Source organism: Streptomyces canus (genome assembly GCF_030816965.1).
Lineage (GTDB): Bacteria > Actinomycetota > Actinomycetes > Streptomycetales > Streptomycetaceae > Streptomyces > Streptomyces canus_E.
This window is the reverse complement of record NZ_JAUSYQ010000002.1, coordinates 658,110-677,664: the sequence shown is the minus strand read 5'-3', so window position 1 is coordinate 677,664 and position 19,555 is coordinate 658,110. Positions and strand designations below refer to the sequence as shown.

The 19,555-nt window shown below is 68.6% G+C and carries 16 protein-coding genes and 2 pseudogenes; 10 read left to right on the top strand and 8 right to left on the bottom strand.

Annotated elements, in window-relative coordinates:
* The first annotated feature begins 69 nt into the window (after positions 1 to 69).
* From QF027_RS04070 to QF027_RS04060, 3 genes are read left to right on the top strand one after another with little or no spacing between them, the layout of a single operon-like run.
* On the top strand, positions 70 to 273 hold the full coding sequence (locus QF027_RS04070) for a hypothetical protein (RefSeq protein WP_307072667.1): 204 nt from the start codon (positions 70 to 72) through the stop codon (positions 271 to 273).
* A gap of 39 nt (positions 274 to 312) precedes the next feature.
* A complete protein-coding gene (locus QF027_RS04065) occupies positions 313 to 1,197 on the top strand; it encodes an NAD(P)-dependent oxidoreductase (protein ID WP_306985979.1) in 885 nt (294 codons plus the stop codon).
* Positions 1,198 to 1,225: 28 nt separating this feature from the next.
* Positions 1,226 to 1,648 (top strand): PPOX class F420-dependent oxidoreductase, encoded by a 423-nt coding sequence (locus tag QF027_RS04060; protein ID WP_306985980.1) that lies wholly within the window; start codon positions 1,226 to 1,228, stop codon positions 1,646 to 1,648.
* A 99-nt stretch (positions 1,649 to 1,747) separates the two neighbouring features.
* Here the strand turns inward: QF027_RS04060 and QF027_RS04055 are convergent, their stop codons facing one another.
* A complete protein-coding gene (locus tag QF027_RS04055) occupies positions 1,748 to 2,542 on the bottom strand; it encodes an IclR family transcriptional regulator (RefSeq protein ID WP_307072665.1) in 795 nt (264 codons plus the stop codon).
* A gap of 236 nt (positions 2,543 to 2,778) precedes the next feature.
* Here QF027_RS04055 and QF027_RS04050 point away from each other — a divergent pair, with 236 nt between their 5' ends.
* From QF027_RS04050 to QF027_RS04040, 3 genes are read left to right on the top strand one after another with little or no spacing between them, the layout of a single operon-like run.
* Positions 2,779 to 3,078: a hypothetical protein gene (locus QF027_RS04050; RefSeq protein WP_307072663.1), complete on the top strand. Its 300-nt coding sequence runs from the start codon at positions 2,779 to 2,781 to the stop codon at positions 3,076 to 3,078.
* Positions 3,071 to 4,858 (top strand): bifunctional sugar phosphate isomerase/epimerase/4-hydroxyphenylpyruvate dioxygenase family protein, encoded by a 1,788-nt coding sequence (locus tag QF027_RS04045; protein WP_307072661.1) that lies wholly within the window; start codon positions 3,071 to 3,073, stop codon positions 4,856 to 4,858. The genes QF027_RS04050 and QF027_RS04045 overlap by 8 nt, the downstream gene beginning before the upstream one ends.
* A gap of 52 nt (positions 4,859 to 4,910) precedes the next feature.
* Positions 4,911 to 5,816, top strand: a complete 906-nt coding sequence (locus QF027_RS04040; protein WP_307072659.1) for an aldo/keto reductase — start codon at positions 4,911 to 4,913, stop codon at positions 5,814 to 5,816.
* Between the two features lie 4 nt (positions 5,817 to 5,820).
* Here the strand turns inward: QF027_RS04040 and QF027_RS04035 are convergent, their stop codons facing one another.
* Positions 5,821 to 6,276: a pyridoxamine 5'-phosphate oxidase family protein gene (locus QF027_RS04035; RefSeq protein ID WP_307072657.1), complete on the bottom strand. Its 456-nt coding sequence runs from the start codon at positions 6,274 to 6,276 to the stop codon at positions 5,821 to 5,823.
* Positions 6,277 to 6,728: 452 nt separating this feature from the next.
* Between QF027_RS04035 and QF027_RS04030 the strand changes: the two are divergent.
* A pseudogene (locus QF027_RS04030) lies at positions 6,729 to 7,193 on the top strand (transposase); the annotation flags it as partial.
* 71 nt (positions 7,194 to 7,264) lie between these two features.
* On the opposite strand, the gene QF027_RS04025 reads toward QF027_RS04030, so the two are convergent.
* Entirely contained in the window at positions 7,265 to 10,861 is a 3,597-nt protein-coding gene (locus QF027_RS04025) for a hypothetical protein (RefSeq protein ID WP_307072655.1), read from the bottom strand.
* A 521-nt stretch (positions 10,862 to 11,382) separates the two neighbouring features.
* Positions 11,383 to 12,339: a hypothetical protein gene (locus QF027_RS04020; RefSeq protein ID WP_306985994.1), complete on the bottom strand. Its 957-nt coding sequence runs from the start codon at positions 12,337 to 12,339 to the stop codon at positions 11,383 to 11,385.
* A 632-nt stretch (positions 12,340 to 12,971) separates the two neighbouring features.
* Between QF027_RS04020 and QF027_RS04015 the strand changes: the two are divergent.
* Positions 12,972 to 13,770 (top strand): annotated as a pseudogene (locus QF027_RS04015) (transposase).
* A 260-nt stretch (positions 13,771 to 14,030) separates the two neighbouring features.
* Here QF027_RS04015 and QF027_RS04010 read toward each other — a convergent pair.
* Complete coding sequence (locus tag QF027_RS04010; protein ID WP_307072653.1) at positions 14,031 to 14,738, bottom strand: dienelactone hydrolase family protein; 708 nt, start codon at positions 14,736 to 14,738, stop codon at positions 14,031 to 14,033.
* A gap of 210 nt (positions 14,739 to 14,948) precedes the next feature.
* Here QF027_RS04010 and QF027_RS04005 point away from each other — a divergent pair, with 210 nt between their 5' ends.
* Positions 14,949 to 15,341 carry a VOC family protein gene (locus tag QF027_RS04005; protein ID WP_306986000.1) on the top strand — a complete coding sequence of 131 codons (393 nt, stop codon included), beginning with the start codon at positions 14,949 to 14,951 and terminating at the stop codon, positions 15,339 to 15,341.
* Between the two features lie 41 nt (positions 15,342 to 15,382).
* A complete protein-coding gene (locus QF027_RS04000) occupies positions 15,383 to 16,447 on the top strand; it encodes an adenosine deaminase (RefSeq protein WP_307072652.1) in 1,065 nt (354 codons plus the stop codon).
* Here QF027_RS04000 and QF027_RS03995 read toward each other — a convergent pair.
* The 3 genes from QF027_RS03995 to QF027_RS03985 form a co-directional block, all read right to left on the bottom strand.
* Positions 16,435 to 16,944: a mycothiol transferase gene (locus QF027_RS03995; RefSeq protein WP_307072649.1), complete on the bottom strand. Its 510-nt coding sequence runs from the start codon at positions 16,942 to 16,944 to the stop codon at positions 16,435 to 16,437. The genes QF027_RS04000 and QF027_RS03995 overlap by 13 nt on opposite strands.
* 28 nt (positions 16,945 to 16,972) lie before the next feature.
* A complete protein-coding gene (locus QF027_RS03990; RefSeq protein ID WP_307072647.1) occupies positions 16,973 to 18,469 on the bottom strand; it encodes a carotenoid oxygenase family protein in 1,497 nt (498 codons plus the stop codon).
* Positions 18,470 to 18,531: 62 nt separating this feature from the next.
* A complete protein-coding gene (locus tag QF027_RS03985; RefSeq protein WP_306986008.1) occupies positions 18,532 to 19,455 on the bottom strand; it encodes a LysR substrate-binding domain-containing protein in 924 nt (307 codons plus the stop codon).
* Positions 19,456 to 19,555: the final 100 nt, after the last annotated feature.

Here is a 19,555-nt window from a genome sequence, read left to right as displayed (position 1 = left end):
CCGGCCGCGCACGTCGTAGAGTTCCAGGTGTCGGCCGCCGAAACCGCCTGGACCGCTAGGTGGGACGGCGTGTCCGAGGAGCGGTTCGACGTGCTGTACGCCTGGCCGGTGGAGGATCTCCCCGGTGGCCGGGTCCGCGTCCCCACGCAGGAGACGCGGATCGGCAAGCCCGACGCCGCGCCGGCCCAGGAGCGTCCGACCCCGATGCTCAGCGGCCACCGGGCGTGGCTGGGCGGACTGATCCGCGCCGCTTCCGGCAAGCTCGACGCCTGACCGCACCGCACATCCGCACCCTCGCAGAGAGTTGACGTCATGACCGACAAGCTCACCGTGAGCGTCCTGGGCACCGGCATCATGGGCGCCGCGATGGCCCGCAACCTCGCCCGCGCCGGACACACCGTCCGCGCCTGGAACCGCAGCGTCGACAAGGCGCGGCCGCTGGCCGCGGACGGCGTCGAGATCGCCGACAGCCCCGCCGAGGCCGTGCGGGGTGCCGACGCCGTCCTGACCATGCTGTACGACGGTCCCGCGGCCCTGGACGTCATGCGGCAGGCCGTCGAAGGGCTCCGCCCGGGGACCGCGTGGGTCCAGTCGACGACCGCCGGCGTCGAGGGGATCGCCGACCTGGCCGCCTTCGCCCGCGAGAACCAACTGGTCTTCTTCGACGCGCCCGTTCTGGGCACCCGCCAGCCCGCCGAGGCCGGTCAGCTGCTGGTCCTCGCGGCCGGCCCGGTCGACGGCCGCGGTGCGGTGACCCCCGTCTTCGACGCGGTCGGCGCGCGTACGGTGTGGACCGGAGAGGACGGCGCCGAGGGCAGCGCGACCCGGCTGAAACTGGTCGCCAACAGCTGGGTGCTCGCGGTGACCAACGCGGCCGGAGAGGCCCTCGCCCTCGCCAAGGCCCTCGGCGTGGACCCGCAGGGCTTCTTCGACGCCATCGACGGTGGTCCCCTGGACATGGGCTACCTGCGGGCCAAGTCGGGCCTGGTCCTCAACGACCAGTTGTCACCTGCCCAGTTCGCGGTCTCCACCGCCGCCAAGGACGCCCGTCTGATCGTCGAGGCCGGTGAGCGGGGCGGAGTCCGCCTGGACGTGGCCGCCGCGAGCGCCGAACGCTTCGAACGAGCCGCCGCCCAGGGCCACGGCGACGAGGACATGGCCGCCGCCTACTATGCAAGCTTCGACGAGAACGCCTGAACCCGAGGTTTTCGAGGAGGAACCCTTCGTGTCCAAGCCCCCGCTGCCGCCCGCGGCCGTCGAACTGCTGCGCCGCCCCAACCCCTGTGTCATGGCGACCCTGCGCTCCGACGGAACGCCGGTGTCAACCCCCACCTGGTACCTCTGGGAGGACGGCCGTGTCCTGATCAACCTGGACGAGGGCCGGGTCCGGCTGAAGCACCTGCGCCGCGACCCGCGCGTCACGCTCACCGTCCTGGACGGCGACAACTGGTACACGCACGTGACGCTCATCGGCCGGGTGGTCGAGACGTACGAGGACGAGGGCCTCGTCGACATCGACCGCCTCTCCACCCACTACGGCGGCCGTGCCTACCCGAACCGGGTCCGGGCCCGCTTCAGCGCCTGGATCGAGGTCGAGCGCTGGCACGGCTGGGGCGAGCTGAAGGACAGTGACCAGGCTTCCGGGTGAGGAGGGGACCGCGGCGAGGGCGCGATCGCACCCTCGCCCGCCCTTCAGCGGGCGAGTCGGGCCGAGTCGGTCTTTGTGCGGGCCCCCGGCCGCTGTGCGTCAGACGGCGCTGCTCAGCGGGTGGCTGAAGCCCTGGCCGGAGATGAGGCGAGCGCCCTCGGCGAGCTCCGTGGCGAAGCGCTCGACGGCCTCGTAGGGGAACCGGTGGCTGGGGCCGCTCAGGGAGAGGGAGGCGACGACCTTGCCGGTGCGGCCGGTCACGGGTACCGCCACGGCGGTGAGCCCCTCGTCCCACTCGCTGCTGCTGACGGCGTAGCCGCGCCCGGCCGCCTCCGTGGCCCAGGCCCGCAGCCGCTCGACATGTGCCTCGCCCTGCGGTGAGGCGGCGGCGACCCGGCGCAGGAACACCTCGGAGGCGTCGTGCAGCAGGATCTTCGAGGAGGCGCCGGCCCACAGCGGCTGTTCGTCGCCGACGTCGACGACATGGCGCAACGGGTGCGGACTCTCCTCGTGGGCGACGCAGATGCGGTGGACGCCTCGGGCGACGAAGAGGTTGACGGTCTCGCCGAGCCGGTCCGCGAGATCGCGCATGACCTTCCGGGTCTCCTGCGACACCTCCCACTGGCTGCGCGCGAGATGAGCCCAGCGCCACAGCGCAGGGCCCGCGGTGTAGCCGGAGGGGTGCGAGCCCAGCAGGCCGGTCTCCTCAAGGGTCTGTACCAGACGCAGCGCGGTCGTCTTGGCGAGCCCCGTCGACTCGGTGATCTCCCGCAGGGTGATCACGGGCCGGTCCTCGGTGAGCAGGGCGAGGATGTCGAAGGCCCGCCGCACACTGCGCACCCCGCCCGCCTGCTGGTCGGAGTCGCCCCCCGCCCGCGCCTGTCCCTCACTCACCCGCTGCCTCCCCGTATGTTCCCTGCGGCCCTCGACCGATGGTGCTCCCGACCGTAGTCCGCTGTGCGGACCAAGGAAACCGCAACGCCGGAGAGATCTTGCCGCAACCCGTGACGCTCACTGAAGAAGACACCCCTTCGAGCCGCTGAACGGGCCCTTGTTCGAGGAGCCCACTCCCTCTAGGCTGACCGCACAGCGGATCAATAGGACCATCTAGTGGTCATCCTGGAGTTCCAGTGAAAGCAGCACTCCTCACGGCACCGGCACGCATGGAGACGATCCACGACTGGGCGGCGCCCGTCTTCGGACCGGGCGATGTGATCGTGGAGGCCCACGGAGTCGGGCAGCGCGGCAGGGACCTGGCGGTGTTCCACGACATGCGGGTCCCGCCGTCCACCCCGTGCGTCCTGGGCCACGAGGGGTTCCCGCTCGCGCGGGCGCAGGAGGCCTTCGCCGGGGCCGCGGGACGGGCCGGGAAGACCTGGATCGACGTGGGGAGCGAGTATGCGCAGAACCTCGGGAGCGAGTATGCGTAAGTCCATCGCCACCGTCTGCCTCAGCGGCACCCTCACCGAGAAGCTGACGGCCGCCTCACGGGCCGGCTTCGACGGCGTCGAGATCTTCGAGAACGACCTCCTGGCGAGCCCGCTCGCCCCCGAGGAGATCGCCGCCCGCACAGCGGACCTCGGCCTGGACATCGACCTCTACCAGCCGATGCGGGACATCGAGGCGGTCCCGGAAGAGATCTTCACCCGCAACCTCAGGCGCGCCCGGCGCAAGTTCGAGCTGATGCGCAGGCTCGGCGCCGACACCGTCCTCGTGTGCTCCAGCATCGCCCCACAGGCCGTGGACGACGACGCCCTCGCGGCCGAGCAGCTGAGCCGACTCGCCGACCTGGCCCAGGAGTTCGGCATCCGGGTGGCCTACGAGGCACTCGCGTGGGGGCGTCACGTCAGCACGTACGGCCACGCCTGGCGGATCGTCGAAGCCGCAGACCATCCTGCGCTCGGCACCTGCCTGGACAGCTTTCACATCCTCTCCCGGGCCTCCGGACCCGAGAACCTCAAAGGCATTGCGGACATCCCCGGCGACAAGATCTTCTTCCTCCAGCTCGCCGACGCCCCGTTGATGGCCATGGACGTCCTCCAGTGGAGCCGCCACTACCGCTGCTTCCCCGGGCAGGGCGGCTTCGACGTGGCCGGACTCCTCCGCCACGTCCTGAACGCCGGATACGACGGACCTCTGTCACTGGAGGTCTTCAACGACGTCTTCCGCCAAGCGGACGCGGGCCGCACCGCGCTGGACGGGCTGCGCTCCCTGCTCGCCCTCGAGGAGAACGCCGGCGTCTCCCCGCTCCCGGCTCCGGTGATCCCTTCCGGCGTCGCCTTCGCGGAACTCGCCACCAGCGACCCCGAACCCGTCGGCGAACTCCTCACCACCCTCGGCTTCACCCGCACCGCCCGCCATCACGGCAAACCGGTCGACCTCTGGGAGCAGGGCGAGGCCCGCGTCCTGGTCAACACGGGTGCCGCCGGTCGCCGTACCGACACCACCCTGGCCGCCGTAGGCCTGGAGACGACGGATCCGGCAGCCTCCGCCCGCCGCGCCGAAGCCCTGCTCGCGCCCGCCCTGCCCAAGCGCCGTGCCGCCAGGGACGTTCCGTTGGAGTCGATCGCGGCCCCCGATGGCACCGAAGTCCTCTTCTGTGCGACCAGCCGCCCCGAACTCCCCAGCTGGACCGACGACTTCACGTACACGGCCGAGAGCGGACCCGGGGACGCCATGGTCATCGACCACCTCGCGCTGACCCAGCCGTGGCACCACTTCGACGAATCGGTGCTCTTCCATCGCACGGTGCTGGGCCTCAGCCCGCACGAGACCGTCGAACTCGCCGACCCTTACGGCCTGTTCCGCAGCCGAGCCCTGTCCGCCTCGCCCGACGGGCCCCGGCTGGTCCTCAACCTCGCGCCCGTTCCGGAGGAGGGCGGCGAAACCCGGGCCCGGCACGTGGCGTTCGCCGTCGGCGACATCGTCGCCGCGGTGCGCCGCTTCCGGGCGGCCGGGGCAGGGCTGCTGCGCGTCCCGGCGAACTACTACGACGACCTCGATGCGCGATTCGATTTCGCCGAGGGGGAGTTGGAGACGTACCGCGAGCTGGGCATCCTCTACGACCGTGACGAGCGGGGCGGTGAGTTCCGGCACTGCTACACCGAGACGGTCGGCCACGTCTTCTTCGAGTTCGTGCAGCGGACCGGCGGTTATGCGGGGTTCGGCGCGGCGAACGCGCCGATCCGGCTGGCCGCACAGCGCAGGTAGGAGTTCGGAAACTGCCGACGGTGCTGGGCCGGAGGTGTGTCATCATCCGCCGATGACCACCGAAACGATCACCGCGGACGCGGCAGGCACCTGGACACTCGGCGATCTCACCGTCAACCGCATCGGCTTCGGCGCGATGCGGCTGACGGGCAGCGCGGCTTTCCACTTCGGCACCCCGAGCGACCGGCAGCGGTCGATCGCCGTGCTGCGCAGGGCGATCGAGCTCGGCGTGAACCACATCGACACGGCCTCCTTCTACTTCTCCTCGCTGCGCTCCGCCAACGAGATCATCAACAGCGCACTGTCCCCGTACCCCGACGACCTCGTCATCGCCGCAAAGGTCGGGCCCTTCCGGGACTACACGGGCGAGTGGGGCACCTCGGCCCGACCGGAAGACCTGCGCGGTCACGTCGAGGAGAACCTCCGGCAGCTCGGCCGCGACCACCTCGACCTGGTGTATCTCCGCAGGATGCGCCAGGACTCGGTCGCCGAGCACTTCGGGGCCCTCGCCGAACTGCGCGACAAGGGCCTGATCCGGCACCTCGGCATTTCCGACGTCGAGCCCCGACACCTCGCCGAGGCGCAGGCCATCGCGCCGGTGGTGTCCGTGCAGAACCGTTTCGGGCTCGACTCCCGCAACCGGGTCACCGACGACACGGTGCGGATCTGCGGCGAACAGGGCATCGCCTTCGTGCCGTTCTTCGCGATCGCCGGGGACGCCGGAGCCGAGGGCGCCACCACCGCCCACGACGAGGCGGTGCTCGCCGTCGCACGGGCGCACGACGCGACCCCCGCCCAGGTCCGGCTCGCCTGGACCCTCGCCCAGGGCCCGCACGTCCTGGCGATACCCGGCACCGGCAACCCCGACCATCTCGCCGAAAACATCGCGGCAGGCGCGCTGAGGCTCACCGACGACGAGCTGAACAGCCTGAACTCACTGCATCAGAAAGCCGGTTGAGAGATCAGACGGCCCACACGCCGTCCTGCATGACGTGCCGCCCGCGCATCTCGTGCTCCCCGTGAAGGGCCTGCACCGTGCGCGGGCGCACCTGGAAGAAGGCGTAGGAGGCACCGTCGCGGCGCGGGTCCCAGCCCGTCTTCGCCCTGAAGACGTCGATCGCCGCGGGCGGCACGTCCTCCCCGCCGTAGGTCCGCACATCCCCGTCGATGAGCACGACGTCCTGGGTGTCCCCGAACGCCAGGCGGGTGCGCCCGCCGTCGCGCAGATTGCGGCCCGTGGGATTGGTGATCCGCGTGGACAGCCAGACGGACTCGCCGTCCCAGGCGAACCACAGCGCGACCAGACACGGCAGCCCGTCGGCGTCCGCCGAGGCCACCCAGATGTCCGTCTCGCGCTCCAGCCGGACCAGTACGTCGCGCTTGCGCTGTTCGAGGGTGCGGCTCTCGGTGATCGTCATGGCCGGGACGCTACCGGCCGCCTCGCCGGGGCGCCTCGGTCCGGGGCCCTACGACCGCCGACCGAGGCGCCGACCATCCCGGGGGTCTGCCACCCTCCCCGGGGGGGTCCGGCAGCGTTGGCGTCACCGACCCCCACACTCGGGCTCGCTCAAGCGGGGACCCATCGGTCAGCGTCCCCACCGCGCAGCGCCCACCGTCACGGGCCCCGGCTGAGCTGACCGGGTCGGCCGTCGGCATGGGGTTTCTTCACTGTGCCGCTGTCGCGCACCGGTCCCGGCTGAGCTGACCGGGTCGGCCGCTGTCACGGGTTTCTTCGCCGTGTGGCGGGGCGTATCGGTCCTGACTGAGCCGACCGTGCACGTCGCCGTCACGGCCTCCTCCGCCGTGCGGCCGCGCACAACCGGGCCGCGCCCGCCTCAGTCGACCGGGCACCGCTGATCGCAGCAGCCCCGTTCCGCCCCGGGGGCACCCCGCTTACAGCCGGTCCGGTTTGTTGCGGGGCGCCTAAACCACCAGGTCGTCATCGACGCCGACACCCGCCTGGTCGTCGTGGTCGGACAGCCACTGCCGGGCAACCGCAACGACTGCACAGCCACTGCCGGGCAACCGCAACGACTGCAAGGCGTGGGCCGAGTCCGGCGCCAAGGCCGCGGTTGGCCACACCACGACGATCGCCGACGGCGGCTACCCGGGGACCGGACTCGTGATGCCGCACCGTCGCCGCGCCGGCGAGGAACTCGTCGAGTGGAAACAGGAGCACAACCGCTCGCACAAACAGGTCCGGGCCCGCGTCGAGCATGCCTTCGCCCACTTGAAGACCTGGAAGATCCTTCGCGATTGCCGCCTCAAGGGCGACGGCGTTCACCACGCCATGCTCGGCATCGCCCGCCTGCACAACCTCACCCTTGTGGGATAGGGAGCTGTCGCACACCGAAGATCCTTGCGGGACAGCCCTTACCGACACCCTGACCGCCGCGCCGGCAAGGGTCAGCTCCTGAGTGCTTGCCAGTCAAACCCGTTACCGGAGGACCTGCCCAAGACCAGCGTATCGTGCGCATCGGTGAGATATAGGGGCTCGGTGGCGCGTGCGTATTGACTCAAGGCACCTGCCCCCGAATGTCTGTCGGCCAGTGGCGTGCACCACAAATATCCGTCGTCATTGGGGCGGAATTCGTTCAGTGTGAGGTTATTGCCTTGATCGGGGACAGGGTTGGTGGCCGTTGAATTGACGTACATTCCCTTGTGGACGAGATAATAACAGTACTGATTGGCTGTTTTACCTGCGGCTATCGTGATGAATTCTTCTTCGGGATCGCCGCTGTCGGGTTCCAGCACCAACGGGGTTCCCGCCACGGGGTCTGCGTCCCGCACGGTGATTGCCGAGGTCCCGTAATTGATCTCGTCGACGTCCAATGCCTCGTTCCGGGCGTCCTGGATGAACCAGCGTTGATCCGGGTCGAATTCGTCGATGAGCTCACGCCCCACCATTTCATCGCCATCAGACCTCGGCAGCCTGGTCAGCGCATTTCCGGAGGCCTTGTTCACCAAAATCCATGTGCCGTCACCCATGTCGAACAGACGCCAGAGCGTGGCCGACCCGTCATCGAAAGGCAGGAGTGACACTTTTCCGCCGACAACACCCACGGATTCCTGCGCCAGATAGTCATAGGTCATGCGGTGTATCACGCGGTAGTAGCCCGGGTGATCAGCAGCCGGCTCGAACTCGAAATCGTGCTCGTTCCGACTGCCCTTCTCGATCTGCCTGAACGCGATGCCGGTGCTGCCCGGCAGACCTCCCACGCCCCGAGGGTAGGGAGACTTGCTGGTACTTGCGGACCTTATGTCCATGGGAAATCCTGCCGGCACGGTCCTGGCCCGTTCCACTGGATCAGGCGTCGTGCAATCCGGGTCAGTGGTGGTATAGGAGAAGGAGTATTCAACGGGATAGTGGTCCGACATCTCGTTGGAGTGCAGCACTGTACCCGTCTGGCTGAACATAGCCCTGTCCTGACCAGGAGTGGGTGAGTATGTGACGGCGTAGTCAATCTCTCTCCCCGAGGCGGGGCGGGTGGGCCCATTTGGTCCTACTACCTCGAACTGGTTGTCGTTCGTGCCGAGAGCTTGATGCAAATCACCCGTCGTCATGTTGTAGTCGCCGAGAACGACCCAACGTAGCGGCGTATTATTTGGCCCCGCAGTCAGCATTTGTTCTCTCACGTTTTGCAGCATGATGGCATTGTCCGTGCCGCCACTCGAGAACCCGTGCCACGTGAAGTAGACGACGCCGCAAATATTGACGCCGAGCGCAGGACGGTCCTTGCCTACGTGAAGACCCCCAGGGCTTGTTCTTCCGGGGACAACGAATATGTTCTCAGGTGCGACCTGTCTGCGGGTCCAGATGGCCAGATTAATCTTGCCGTCGCTGTCGGTAGCACCGTCGACGCTCGTGTTCAGCCAGGTAAGGTAGCCTCCCGGCAGTCGAGATCTGGTCGCGGACAGGGTGAACTGGCTTATTGGTGGATTGAACCATTCGCCGTTGCGCAACCGCTTGAAATATTGGTGCTGATCGAAATGGGCCACATCCCAATAATGTCTGTCTTTCGTTGGTGAACCGGCCTCTTGCAGAGCCATGACGTCATTGGTCCTGACGACCCTGTTGCCAATGGTCTGGTTTGCCAGTTGGGGCACATCCGTCTTGTACTTGTCCATGACCGAACCGGGTATGCCCGCGCCGTTCATGTTCCAGGTGAGCGCGTGGATATCGACGACCTGTGGGACACGGGGGGGAAGTTCACCGCCGGTGTCCTGGAGGAACAGCGAGTGCCGTTTGCCCACGTCGAGGGTGGCCACTCCATTTCCCTGGTAGTCCAGGGTTTCCCGGCCGGTCCAGTCCGGGATCGCCTGTCCGTCCTGGCTCAGGTGCCGGAACTTGCGCCAGTCGGTATCGCTCGATCCGAACTGGAAGGCGGTGCCGACCTGGGCGCCGTATGGCCGGTACGGCTCGAACGGCCCGCCCTCGGTGGTCTGTTTGATCAGAGTGTTGTTGTAGAAGACATTCTGTGGCCCGGAGGAACCCGCCCATTTGCCCGCCTTGGGACCGGCTGCCCACCAGATCGGATACCAGGTGCCCTCATCGATCTCGCCGCCTTCGCCGCCGCAGTTGCTCTCGCAGTTAGCCGAGCGGTGTTCGTAGGGAACCCGCACCGTGTTCTGCTCGAACAGGTTGTTGTGCTCCCAGCCGCCGTGCAGGTTGAGGTCGGAGTCGAGGTCGTTACGAAAGGCAACGTTGCCGCTGGCCGACCACTGGAAAGTGAAGTGGCGCAGGTTGCGGCTGAGGTTGTGGGCCCACAGCGAGTCCCAGACCCGGCTGCCGCGCAGATAGCCGTTGCCGCCCTTGCCCTTGTTCCAGGCACCGTCGAAGCTGTTGCGCTCGATCTGCAGATTGCGGGCGACCTCGGTGACGATCGGGTGCGAGCCGGTCATCGTGGCCTTGAGCCCGCGCGCCCAGCTGTTGGCGGCCCACTTGAAGACGATGCCGTGCATCGCGTACTCGGGCGCCATATTGCCGTAGTTGTTCTTGGCCTGCTCGGGGGTGAGGGAGTACGTCTCCTGCCCGCCGATCTTCGGCAGGCCGTTCATGTCCTGGGTGAAGGCGAAGTTCTCGAACCCAACACCCTCGACCACCTTCAGCGGGGTGACCTTGCTGGCATAAGCGGTGCCGCCGCCGTTCAGCGGTTCGGAGCCGTCCGACTCGGAGTTGACCGGCAGGTCCCACTCCAGCGGCTGGTCCAGCGCGATCGTCTTGGCGGTGGCGTCGATACGGGTGACCCGGAACATCTCCTGGCGCATGTGCAGCGCCTCGATCATGCTCGGATCCGTGATGCCCTGCTGCGCGTAGAACTTCTTGCTGTTGGCCGCGCCCACCCAGACATAGCCGCCCGGCTTGAACTTCGTCATGTCGGCCTTCGCGTCCAGCCGCACGACGCTCTGGCCCTTCCGGGCCGAGAACCCGGGGTCATCGGCCGCGGCGGCCAGCTTGAAACCGGAGGCCCAGTGCTGGTTGACGCTGCCCTCGAAGAGGTCCTTGCGCATGGGGAGGCTCGAGGCCAGCTCCCAGTCGTCCTTGTACCGGGTCGCCACCTCCCGGGTCTGCACCCGGAACATGCCTCGTCCCGGCCATATCCAGCCACCGTTGCCGATGTCGGGAGCGGTGCCCGCCGTCATGCTGTCCTGGTCCCACCGGCCGTTGATCGTCTGGTCGTAACGGGTCTGGAGATTGGGCCGGAACACCAGTCGGGTGCCGCCCTCGCCGGAACCCTGCCCTCTGATGGTGAGGAAACTGGCGTCGGCGTAGATCTGCTGGGAGATGTCGATGCGCCCAGCCGGTAACTCGATGAGCGAGAGCCGGTTGAAGTTGGCCTTCGGTGAGCACTCGCTCTTGATGTGGTCGATCGCCTTCTGCAGGCCGGCGGTGTCATCGACCCCGTCGTCCGCGCTCACCTTGTACGTGGAGGCGAGTTCTCCCGGGGTGACACGGCAGGAGGCATCGTTGCTCAGGCCCGACTCGCCCTGGGGCAGGTTCATACCACCGCGGTATCCCACGCGTGACCAGTCCGGCAGACCGGGAGGCGGGGCCGTACGGTTCTCGTAACTCAGATCCGGGCCGGACGCCCCCGGTCCGGCGGTTGGCGCCTCCGCCTCCGCCTCCGCCGCGGCGGAGGCGGACATGGGCGCCATGGGAGCGAGCGCCGAAGCCGGGGTGATCCCCGACATCAAGAGTGAGAGCAGCACTCCGGACACAAGGCCCGCTGCTGGTCGACCTGGTTTCACGGCATCTCGATTTCTGCGTGATCGTTTCGTGTGTCCACGCGAGGTAGAGGTGAGAACGGGGCATGGCGGTGCCCGCTGGACTGCTGCCGGAACTCAGTTCCTTGTTCAGGGAAGTTGGGCACGGGGGGCGGGCTCGAGTACATTGCCGGGTGCCGGACCCGTCCTGGCGCGGGGACGGTGGCGGATCGCGGCCACGTGGAAATCGTCCGGCTCCGCCGAGATCCTGGGACCGGAGCGCATTCCGGTCCCTATCGGCGTGTCTTACCGCTGCTGACTTACCACTGCGGGGCCGAAGGTGTGGGCATGGCCGAGAAGTCGTAGACCTTCTTCCAAAGGACCCCGTTCAGGCCGCCGCCCGAACCGTTGATGACGTAGTAGAAAGTAGTACCGTCTATTACGGCCAGTGGGGTCTTGCCGTAGGTGGACGCGAAGGAGTTCTCCTCGTAATACCCGCTCCACCCGCCGTCGCGGGAAATGATGTAGCTGCCGATCGTGTAGTCGCGGTCCTCGGTGATGCTGATGACGCCGTAGCCGTTTCGGGAGAGCGCGACGGACGGGGCACTTCTCGTGTAGCCGTTGGAGTTTGCGGCGAAGATCTGACGCGGGCTTGTCCAGCTGCCGCTCCCGTACCTTTGCCGCGACATGTAAACGCGGTTGTCGGTGCCCGTGAAGGCGAGGACGACCTGGTTCCAGGGGGCGGAGTCGTTGTTGTCGGCGTCCACCTGGGCGGCGAGTGCCGGCGCGTCCTTGCTCAGCGCGCTCGGGACCACGCTGGGATTGCTGTAGGCGGCGGTTTCGCCGTTGTAGTACATCGTCCAGACGCTGTCGTCGGACTGGCTGTTCCAGGCGAGCATGAAGGAGTTGTTGGGGAGCGCGGCAGCCGCCACGGGCACGGTGTCGGTGGTGCGCGTGTCGTTGGGGACCCTGGTCCAGTTGGGCAGAGTGCCGGGCAACTGGTAGGTCGCGGTGAGCTCGATGCGGTGCTGGTAGACGTGGCCCTCCGTGCCGGTGTGGAAGATCCGGAAGTTCCCGCGGCCCCCGTTGTCGGTCCAGATCACCCTCGGGGGCGTCAACGTCTGCGCGTTGGGCAGTGAGTACGCGGGCCCGCTGTTCAACGAGATATAGATGGAGTCGTTGTCCGCACCGCGCCAGGCGTGAATGATGTTGTTGCGGTTGTCGCGCGCCTCCCCCGGGGTGGACCTGCTGGTGATCTGGCCACCCGCATAGTTCACCGGCTTCCAATCACTTCCCTCACCAGGAAAGCCCCAGACGGCGGCCGCCGGCGTCGCCAGACCGACAACAGCGGCGGAGCCGGCAATGAACACAACTGCCGCCAGTCGGAATCTCTTCAACCTCTTGAGCATTTGTCCTCCGGTTTTTTCGAGAATAAGGGTGCATGCCAGAACTCAAGACTGGGCGTGGGCGGAGCCCAAACCGTGGCGTGCAGCCAGATACTGCAGCGGATCTCGGGGCACGCTGATTGGTCACTCCATGTGCCGCCCGTCTCAGTGTCCATCGCACCCTTCGATCGTTGCTGACGGGCCGTCACTGTAAAGACAGGGCAGGAATGTCGGATGTGACATGACGCTCGTCACGTCACAGTTACGTGGGCGGCGCCTCTCGAAATGGGTATGGATATGGCAAACCATGCGGCTTAAGAGCTCGTTACACGATCTTGTTGAGATGCCCTGGTCGGGCGTGACCGGTCAGACGATTCGGCCGTTCGTGATGGTGTGAGTACTCGGCCGTGGATCGTGGACGACGACTTGTGGGCGCTGATTGAGCCGCTGCTGCCACCCTGGCCCGAGCGGTCACCGGGGCCACGGCCGGCGGGAGGGCTCAACGCCAGTGGAATGATCTTGCCATGGCTGGTGTGATCACGGCGTCGGAGTCGTCTTGGATAGCCCCGTTCACCGGGCTGAGCCCGCGCCAGTTTGCAAAGCTGGTGACGGTGTTGCGCCGCGCTGGTGTCGATACGGTCCACCGGGGGCGGCCATGGGGCTTGTCGCTGGACGACCGGACGCTGCTGGTCACGGCGTACTGGCGCACGAACTTGACGATGCGCCAGCTCGCGCCGCTGTTCGGCATCTCGAAGTCCGCGGTCGACCGCATCATCGATCATCTTGGGCCGCTGCTGGCACTGCAACCTCGGCGCCGCTTCGCGAAGGACGCCGTCCTCATCGTGGACGGCACCCTGGTTCCGACCCGCGACCATGCGGTCGCCGAGCAGTCGAAAAACTACCGGTACTCCACCAACCACCAGGTCGTCATCGACGCCGACACCCGCCTGGTCGTCGTGGTCGGACAGCCACTGCCGGGCAACCGCAACGACTGCACAGCCACTGCCGGGCAACCGCAACGACTGCAAGGCGTGGGCCGAGTCCGGCGCCGAGGCCGCGGTTGGCCACACCACGACGATCGCCGACGGCGGCTACCCGGGGACCGGACTCGTGATGCCGCACCGTCGCCGCGCCGGCGAGGAACTCGTCGAGTGGAAACAGGAGCACAACCGCTCGCACAAACAGGTCCGGGCCCGCGTCGAGCATGCCTTCGCCCACTTGAAGACGTGGAAGATCCTTCGCGATTGCCGCCTCAAGGGCGACGGCGTTCACCACGCCATGCTCGGCATCGCCCGCCTGCACAACCTCACCCTTGCGGGATAGAGAGCTGTCGCACACCGAAGATCCTTGCGGGACAGCCCTTAGGCCCTGCAGTTGGTCCGGTCTGTCGCAGGGCATCCCGCTTTGCAGCAGAACGGAGCCGCCGCGGGGCACCTGCGCCTTGCAGAGCCGCTCCGGTCAGTCGCAGGGCGCCCCGCTTTGCAGCAGGACCGAGCCGCCGCAGAGCGCCTGCGCCTTGTTGTCGGTCTGATCCGTCGACAGGGCACGCCGCCTCGCAGCCGCCCTCGTCCTCAGGGCGGCCCCTAACCCAGCCGCTCGTGCAGGAAGGGCACCGTGCTCTCCCACGCGCGGGTGGCGGACTCGGCGTCGTAGACCGGGCGGCCGTCGTTGAAGAAGGCGTGGTTCGCCGGGTAGAGGCGCAGGTCCGGGGTGATCCCGGACTGCTCCCGGACGGCCTCGCGCAGAGCGTCGAGGCTCTCCGCCGGGATGCTCTCGTCGAGCTCGCCGTAGTGGCCCAGGATCTCCGCCTTCAGGCCCGAGAAGTCGGGCAACTCACCCTGGATCACGCCGTAGAACGGCACCGCGGCGCTCACCCGGGGGTCGGCCGCCGCCAGGTACAGGACGAATCCGCCGCCCATGCAGAAGCCGACCGCGCCGACGGTGTCCGAGGTGACCTCGTCCAGCGACAGCAGGTGGTCGACCGCGCCGGAGAGCAGTTCCACACCGCGCGAGACCGGGAGGTCCTGCATCATCCGCAGGGCCTCGGCGCTCTCGTGGGCGACATTGCCGCCGTACAGGTCGGGAGCGAGGGCCACGAAGCCCTCCGCCGCCAGCCGGTCGGCGACGTCGGCGATGTGGTCGGTCAGGCCCCACCACTCCTGGATGACGATGACGCCCGGCCCGCTCCCGGACGGCGGCAGCGCCAGATAGCCGTGCGCGGTGGTGCCGCCGCTCGGGAAGGTGACGTTCTGGCGGGCGGGAGCTCCAGTCGACTTCGGCAGTTCTGTCATGGTGCTCGACTCCTGTGCGGCAGTCCGGTCATGGGGCGCCGGAGCCGTGACCCCGGCGGTGATCACCAGCCTGCCACGCGCACTACGGCCCGGGCACAGGAGCCCCGGCCGACCGGACTGGCGCCGAAGACGTTTTACGTATAACCTCTCCCGTCAACCACCGTCTGCCAGCCGTCAACCACCGCCGAGCAGCCGTCCCGAGAGGTTCCGATGAGACGCGTCGCCCTGGTCACCCTCGTCGTCGACGACTACGACGAGGCGATCCGCTTCTACACCGAAGCCCTCGGTTTCCGGCTCGTCGAGGACGCGCCCCGCCCCGACGGTTCCCGCTGGGTCGTCGTGCGGCCGGACGAGCGCGAAGGCGGTACCGACCTGCTGCTCGCCCGCGCCAAGGACGAGGCTCAGCGGGCCCGGGTGGGGAACCAGACCGGCGGGCGCGTCGGCTTCTTCCTGCACACCGACGATTTCGCCCGCGACCACGCCCGCATGCTCGGCGCGGGCGTGACCTTCCTGGAGGAGCCACGCCACGAGCCCTACGGCTCGGTCGCCGTCTTCCAGGACCTCTACGGAAACCGCTGGGACCTGCTCCAGCCCGCCGACTGACCTTCACGCCACCCTGTTCGAAGTCCGAGGAAGACCCCGCCATGACCGCTACGCGCGTAGACAGCGAACTGATCCGCCGCCTCCCCAAGGCCGTCCTGCACGACCACCTCGACGGCGGCCTGCGCCCCGCCACCGTGGTGGAGCTCGCGGCGGAGGTCGGCCACACCCTGCCCACCACCGACCCGGACGAGCTCGCCGCCTGGTACTTCGAGGCCGCCAACTCCGGCGACCTGGTGCGCTACATAGCCACCTTCGAACACACCCTCGCCGTCATGCAGACGCGTGAGGGCCTGCTGCGCACGGCTGAGGAGTACGTCCTCGACCTGGCCGCCGACGGGGTCGTGTACGGCGAGGTGCGCTACGCCCCCGAGCTGAACACCCACGGCGAACTGACCATGGCCGAGGTCGTCGAGACGGTCCAGGAGGGCCTGGCCGCCGGTATGGCGAAGGCCGCCGCCGCGGGGACTCCGGTACGGGTCGGCACGCTGCTGTGCGGGATGCGGATGTTCGACCGGGTGCGCGAGGCCGCGGACCTGGCCGTGGCCTTCCGGGACGCCGGTGTCGTCGGCTTCGACATCGCCGGCGCCGAGGACGGCTTCCCGGCCGCCGACCACCGGGACGCCTTCGAGCACCTGCGTCGCGAGAGCGTGCCGTTCACCATCCACGCCGGTGAGGCCCACGGCCTGCCCAGCATCCACCAGGCCGTGCAGGTGTGCGGCGCCCAGCGCCTCGGCCACGGGGTGCGGATCACCGAGGACATCGTGGACGGCAAGCTCGGCCGGCTCGCGGGCTGGGTCCGGGACCGCCGGATCGCCCTGGAGATGTGCCCGACCTCCAACCTCCAGACCGGCGCCGCCGCCTCGATCGCCGAGCACCCCATCACCGCCCTGAAGGACCTGGGCTTCCGGGTCACCCTCAACACCGACAACCGACTCGTGTCCGGTACGACGATGACCCGGGAGATGTCCCTGCTGGTCGAGGAGGCCGGCTGGACGGTCGAGGACCTGCGCATGGTCACGGTGAACGCTCTCAAGAGCGCGTTCATCCCCTTCGACGAGCGCAGGGCCCTCATCGAGGACGTCGTCCTGCCGGGCTACGCGCTCTGAAGCAGCCCGCGCAGATAGGCGGCCTGTCCGACGTGCTGGAGATCGTCGGACAGGACGCTGACCAACCGGACCCCCAGGGTGACCGGCGGATCCCAGTTCTCGTCCACGACCCGGTCCAGGTCCGCGGCGGTCAGCCCGCGCAGGGCTTCGAGGCTCTGGGCGTGCACGGCGTCGTAGTAGCCGGTCAGCAGGTCGGTGGAGTCGACCCGCACCTTGGCGACCTGCGCGGAGGTGTGGCCGTACCCGATGTCCTGGGGCTTCAGGTCCAGGCCGAACCGCTTCTCCCAGTCCTGCGTCAGCCAGACCTGGTCGAGGCCGAAGGCGCCGGCCACGTGGTCGTCCTGGACCCGGGTGAGATGCCAGACCAGCCAGGCGACGGAGTTGGCGTCGGGGCCGGGGCGACGGTGGAGGTCGTCGAGGGTCAGGTCCTCGACGGCCGCGTGGACCTCTTCCTGGATGCGGGTGTACGCGTCGATGAGGATGTCCTTTGCATGCATGGTGTCCACCATCGCGCATCGCGCCGCGTCACGCGTCGGGAATCCAGCTCCCGTGGAAGCCCAGCGGCACCCGCCCCGGCAGATGGATCCGGGCGACCGGCTCGCCGCTGAAGTCCTGGGCCGCGAGAATCACCAGGTCCGAGGCCCCGCGATCAGGGTTGTGCACATACGCGATCGCGTACCCGTCGTCCTCCGCGGCCCGCTCGTCGCAGGGGTCGGACGGCACGAACACGGCCTCGCTCGCCGCCGCGCCCCGGGGCAGCCGGTGCACCTGCGAGGTGCCGCGCAGCAGGTCGTGCTTGATGAGCGCGTTGCTGAACGCCCGGTCGGGCGGGTTGCCGTCGACCGCCTGATAGGCCAGCACCATCTCCGCGGCCGCCGCCGAGTAGCCGTAGCGGTGCCGACGGGACACCAACGCCTCGTTGACGCGCGGGAATTCCTGAGGGCGGTCGTCGAGGGTCCGGGTCCGTACCCGCCCCTGACGCAGGTCGACCGTCCAGCGGTCCAGCCGGGGGGTGCCCGCTGCGTACGGCCCTCCCGAGCCGTTGCCCGCCACGAGGAAGGGCGCATCGAAGTTGGTCATGTCGATCACCAGGTTCGCGCCCTCCTCGTAGGCGTTGAGGGTGTGTGAGTAGTACACCGGGTCGACCTCGAACCAGCGGACCGCGCCCCCGGCGCGAGGCAGCACGCCGACCCGGGCCGGATGCCGGTCGTTCCAGACGTACGGCACGATGTCGCCGCGCTCGGCGCCCGCCGGGTCGAAGGTGACCGGCATGTCGAGGATCACCACGTGGTTCTCGGTGAGCGCGAAGTCGTGGATCATCGGCGCGTCCGCCACCGGGATCCGTGTGCTGCGCGAGACGCGGCCCGCCGGGTTCACGACGAGGTGCCGCACATGGTTCCAGGTCGGGTAATAGGCGATCGCGTGCAGTTCACCGGCGTGGACGTCGTACTTGGTGTGCGCGGTGAACGCGCCCTCCAGGGTGCCCCGGAAGTCGTACGTGCCCACGGTGTTCAGTTCGTCGTCGAGCTCGTAGGGCAGTGGCCCGCTCTCCTGGAGCGCCAGGATCCGCCCCCGGTACGGGATCACATGGGTGTTGCAGGGGAAGTCGTCCGGCGGCACCGGGCCCGGGTAGGGCTCGCCGAGCTTCTTCGCGACCTGGGACGAGCGCACCCAGCGGTTGCGGTACCACTCCGCACGGCCCTCGCGCAGCCGGACGCCGTGCACCATGCCCTCGCCGAGCATCCAGTGGTGGGCACGCGGATCCTCAAGTCCCAAAGCGTTGGGGCCGGTGCGCAGGTAACGGCCGTTGAGCCCGTGCGGGATGCGGCCGGTGACCGGGAGGTCGAAGGCCGTCAGCTCCTCGGTGACGGGCTCGAACGCGCCCTCCAGGAAGGGGAATCGGTGTGCCGTCCGGGGCGCCGCCGCGGCGGGCAGTGAGCCCGCTCCGGTGCCGACCAGCGCGCCGGCCGCCGTGATCGCCGCCGCGCCGCGCAGTACATTCCGTCGTGTGGGGTCCGTCATCTTCCCTACTCCTGACCGTGGTTGTCCTCGGGAACGGTCATGAGTCTGGGGCCCGGGACGGATCAGGTCACGAGGTGTGGACCCCCGTCGGGGGGTGTACTCACACCCCCTGTTTCCAGCAGGGCCATCAGCGCCCGCGCCGCCGGGCTCGTCGCCTGCGAGGGCGGCAGCAGGGCGACCGTCTCGTACACGGTCTCGCCGGTGCCCTTGACCGGCAGAGCCGTCAGCGACGACCGCTTGTGCCGGAAGTGCTGGGGAACGACGGCCACGCCGAGGTTCTCGTCCACGAGGTCGAGGAGACTGTGTACGTCATTGACCTCCAGCGCGACGTTGCGGCGCAGTCCGGCGGCGGCGAAGGCGGCGTCGGTGGTGCGGCGCGGGCCCCAGTCGGGATGGAAGTCGACGAAGACCTCGCCGCCCAGATCCTCCGGCGTCACGGCCGCGCCGACGGCCGCGAGCCGGTGGCTGGGGTGGCACAGCACGGTCATGGGCTCGCTCGACAGCGGTACGACGCGCAGCTGGTCGGTGTCCTGTTGCGCCGCCCGGACGGCGAAGGCCAGATCGAGCCGTCCGGCGGCGACCTCCTCGGCGAGGGCGGCGGACCCCGCCTGGCGCAGACAGATCTCGACGTCCGCATGCTGCCGCCGGAACGCGGCGAGCAGCCCCGCCACGTGCAGCCCGGCGATGCACTGCTCGGAGCCCAGCGCGAGCATCCCGCGCAGCACCCCCTGCACGGCCGCTACCGCCTCGTGGGCCGAGCGCACCTGTGCGAGGATCCGCTCTGCCTCGCCGAGCAGTGCCCGCCCCGCCGGAGTGAGCGTCACCCGGCGAGTGGTCCGCACGAACAGCGGGGTCTGCAGCTCCCGCTCCAGCGCCCGGATGGACGCGGACAGTCCCGACTGGGACACCAGGAGCCGCTCGGCGGCCCGGGTGAAGTGCTGGTCCTCGGCGACCGCCACGAAGTGTTGGAGATGGCGCAGTTCCATGATTGAGAAGCCTATCCGCTGAATTCCATCGGATTCTTCTGTTGGACCAATGCCCCCAGGTCGCGAAAGAGTGGACACCGGTTCAAGACCCTGCTTCACC

Excerpts from the sequence above, each read along its gene's own strand:
- QF027_RS04065 (WP_306985979.1), top strand. The coding sequence starts at position 313 with ATGACCGACAAGCTCACCGTGAGCGTCCTGGGCACCGGCATCATGGGC.
- QF027_RS04045 (WP_307072661.1), top strand. The coding sequence starts at position 3,071 with ATGCGTAAGTCCATCGCCACCGTCTGCCTCAGCGGCACCCTCACCGAG.
- QF027_RS04040 (WP_307072659.1), top strand. The coding sequence starts at position 4,911 with ATGACCACCGAAACGATCACCGCGGACGCGGCAGGCACCTGGACACTC.
- QF027_RS04035 (WP_307072657.1), bottom strand. The coding sequence starts at position 6,276 with ATGACGATCACCGAGAGCCGCACCCTCGAACAGCGCAAGCGCGACGTA.
- QF027_RS04025 (WP_307072655.1), bottom strand. The coding sequence starts at position 10,861 with ATGAACCTGCCCCAGGGCGAGTCGGGCCTGAGCAACGATGCCTCCTGC.
- QF027_RS04010 (WP_307072653.1), bottom strand. The coding sequence starts at position 14,738 with ATGACAGAACTGCCGAAGTCGACTGGAGCTCCCGCCCGCCAGAACGTC.
- QF027_RS04005 (WP_306986000.1), top strand. The coding sequence starts at position 14,949 with ATGAGACGCGTCGCCCTGGTCACCCTCGTCGTCGACGACTACGACGAG.
- QF027_RS04000 (WP_307072652.1), top strand. The coding sequence starts at position 15,383 with ATGACCGCTACGCGCGTAGACAGCGAACTGATCCGCCGCCTCCCCAAG.
- QF027_RS03995 (WP_307072649.1), bottom strand. The coding sequence starts at position 16,944 with ATGCATGCAAAGGACATCCTCATCGACGCGTACACCCGCATCCAGGAA.
- QF027_RS03990 (WP_307072647.1), bottom strand. The coding sequence starts at position 18,469 with ATGACGGACCCCACACGACGGAATGTACTGCGCGGCGCGGCGGCGATC.
- QF027_RS03985 (WP_306986008.1), bottom strand. The coding sequence starts at position 19,455 with ATGGAACTGCGCCATCTCCAACACTTCGTGGCGGTCGCCGAGGACCAG.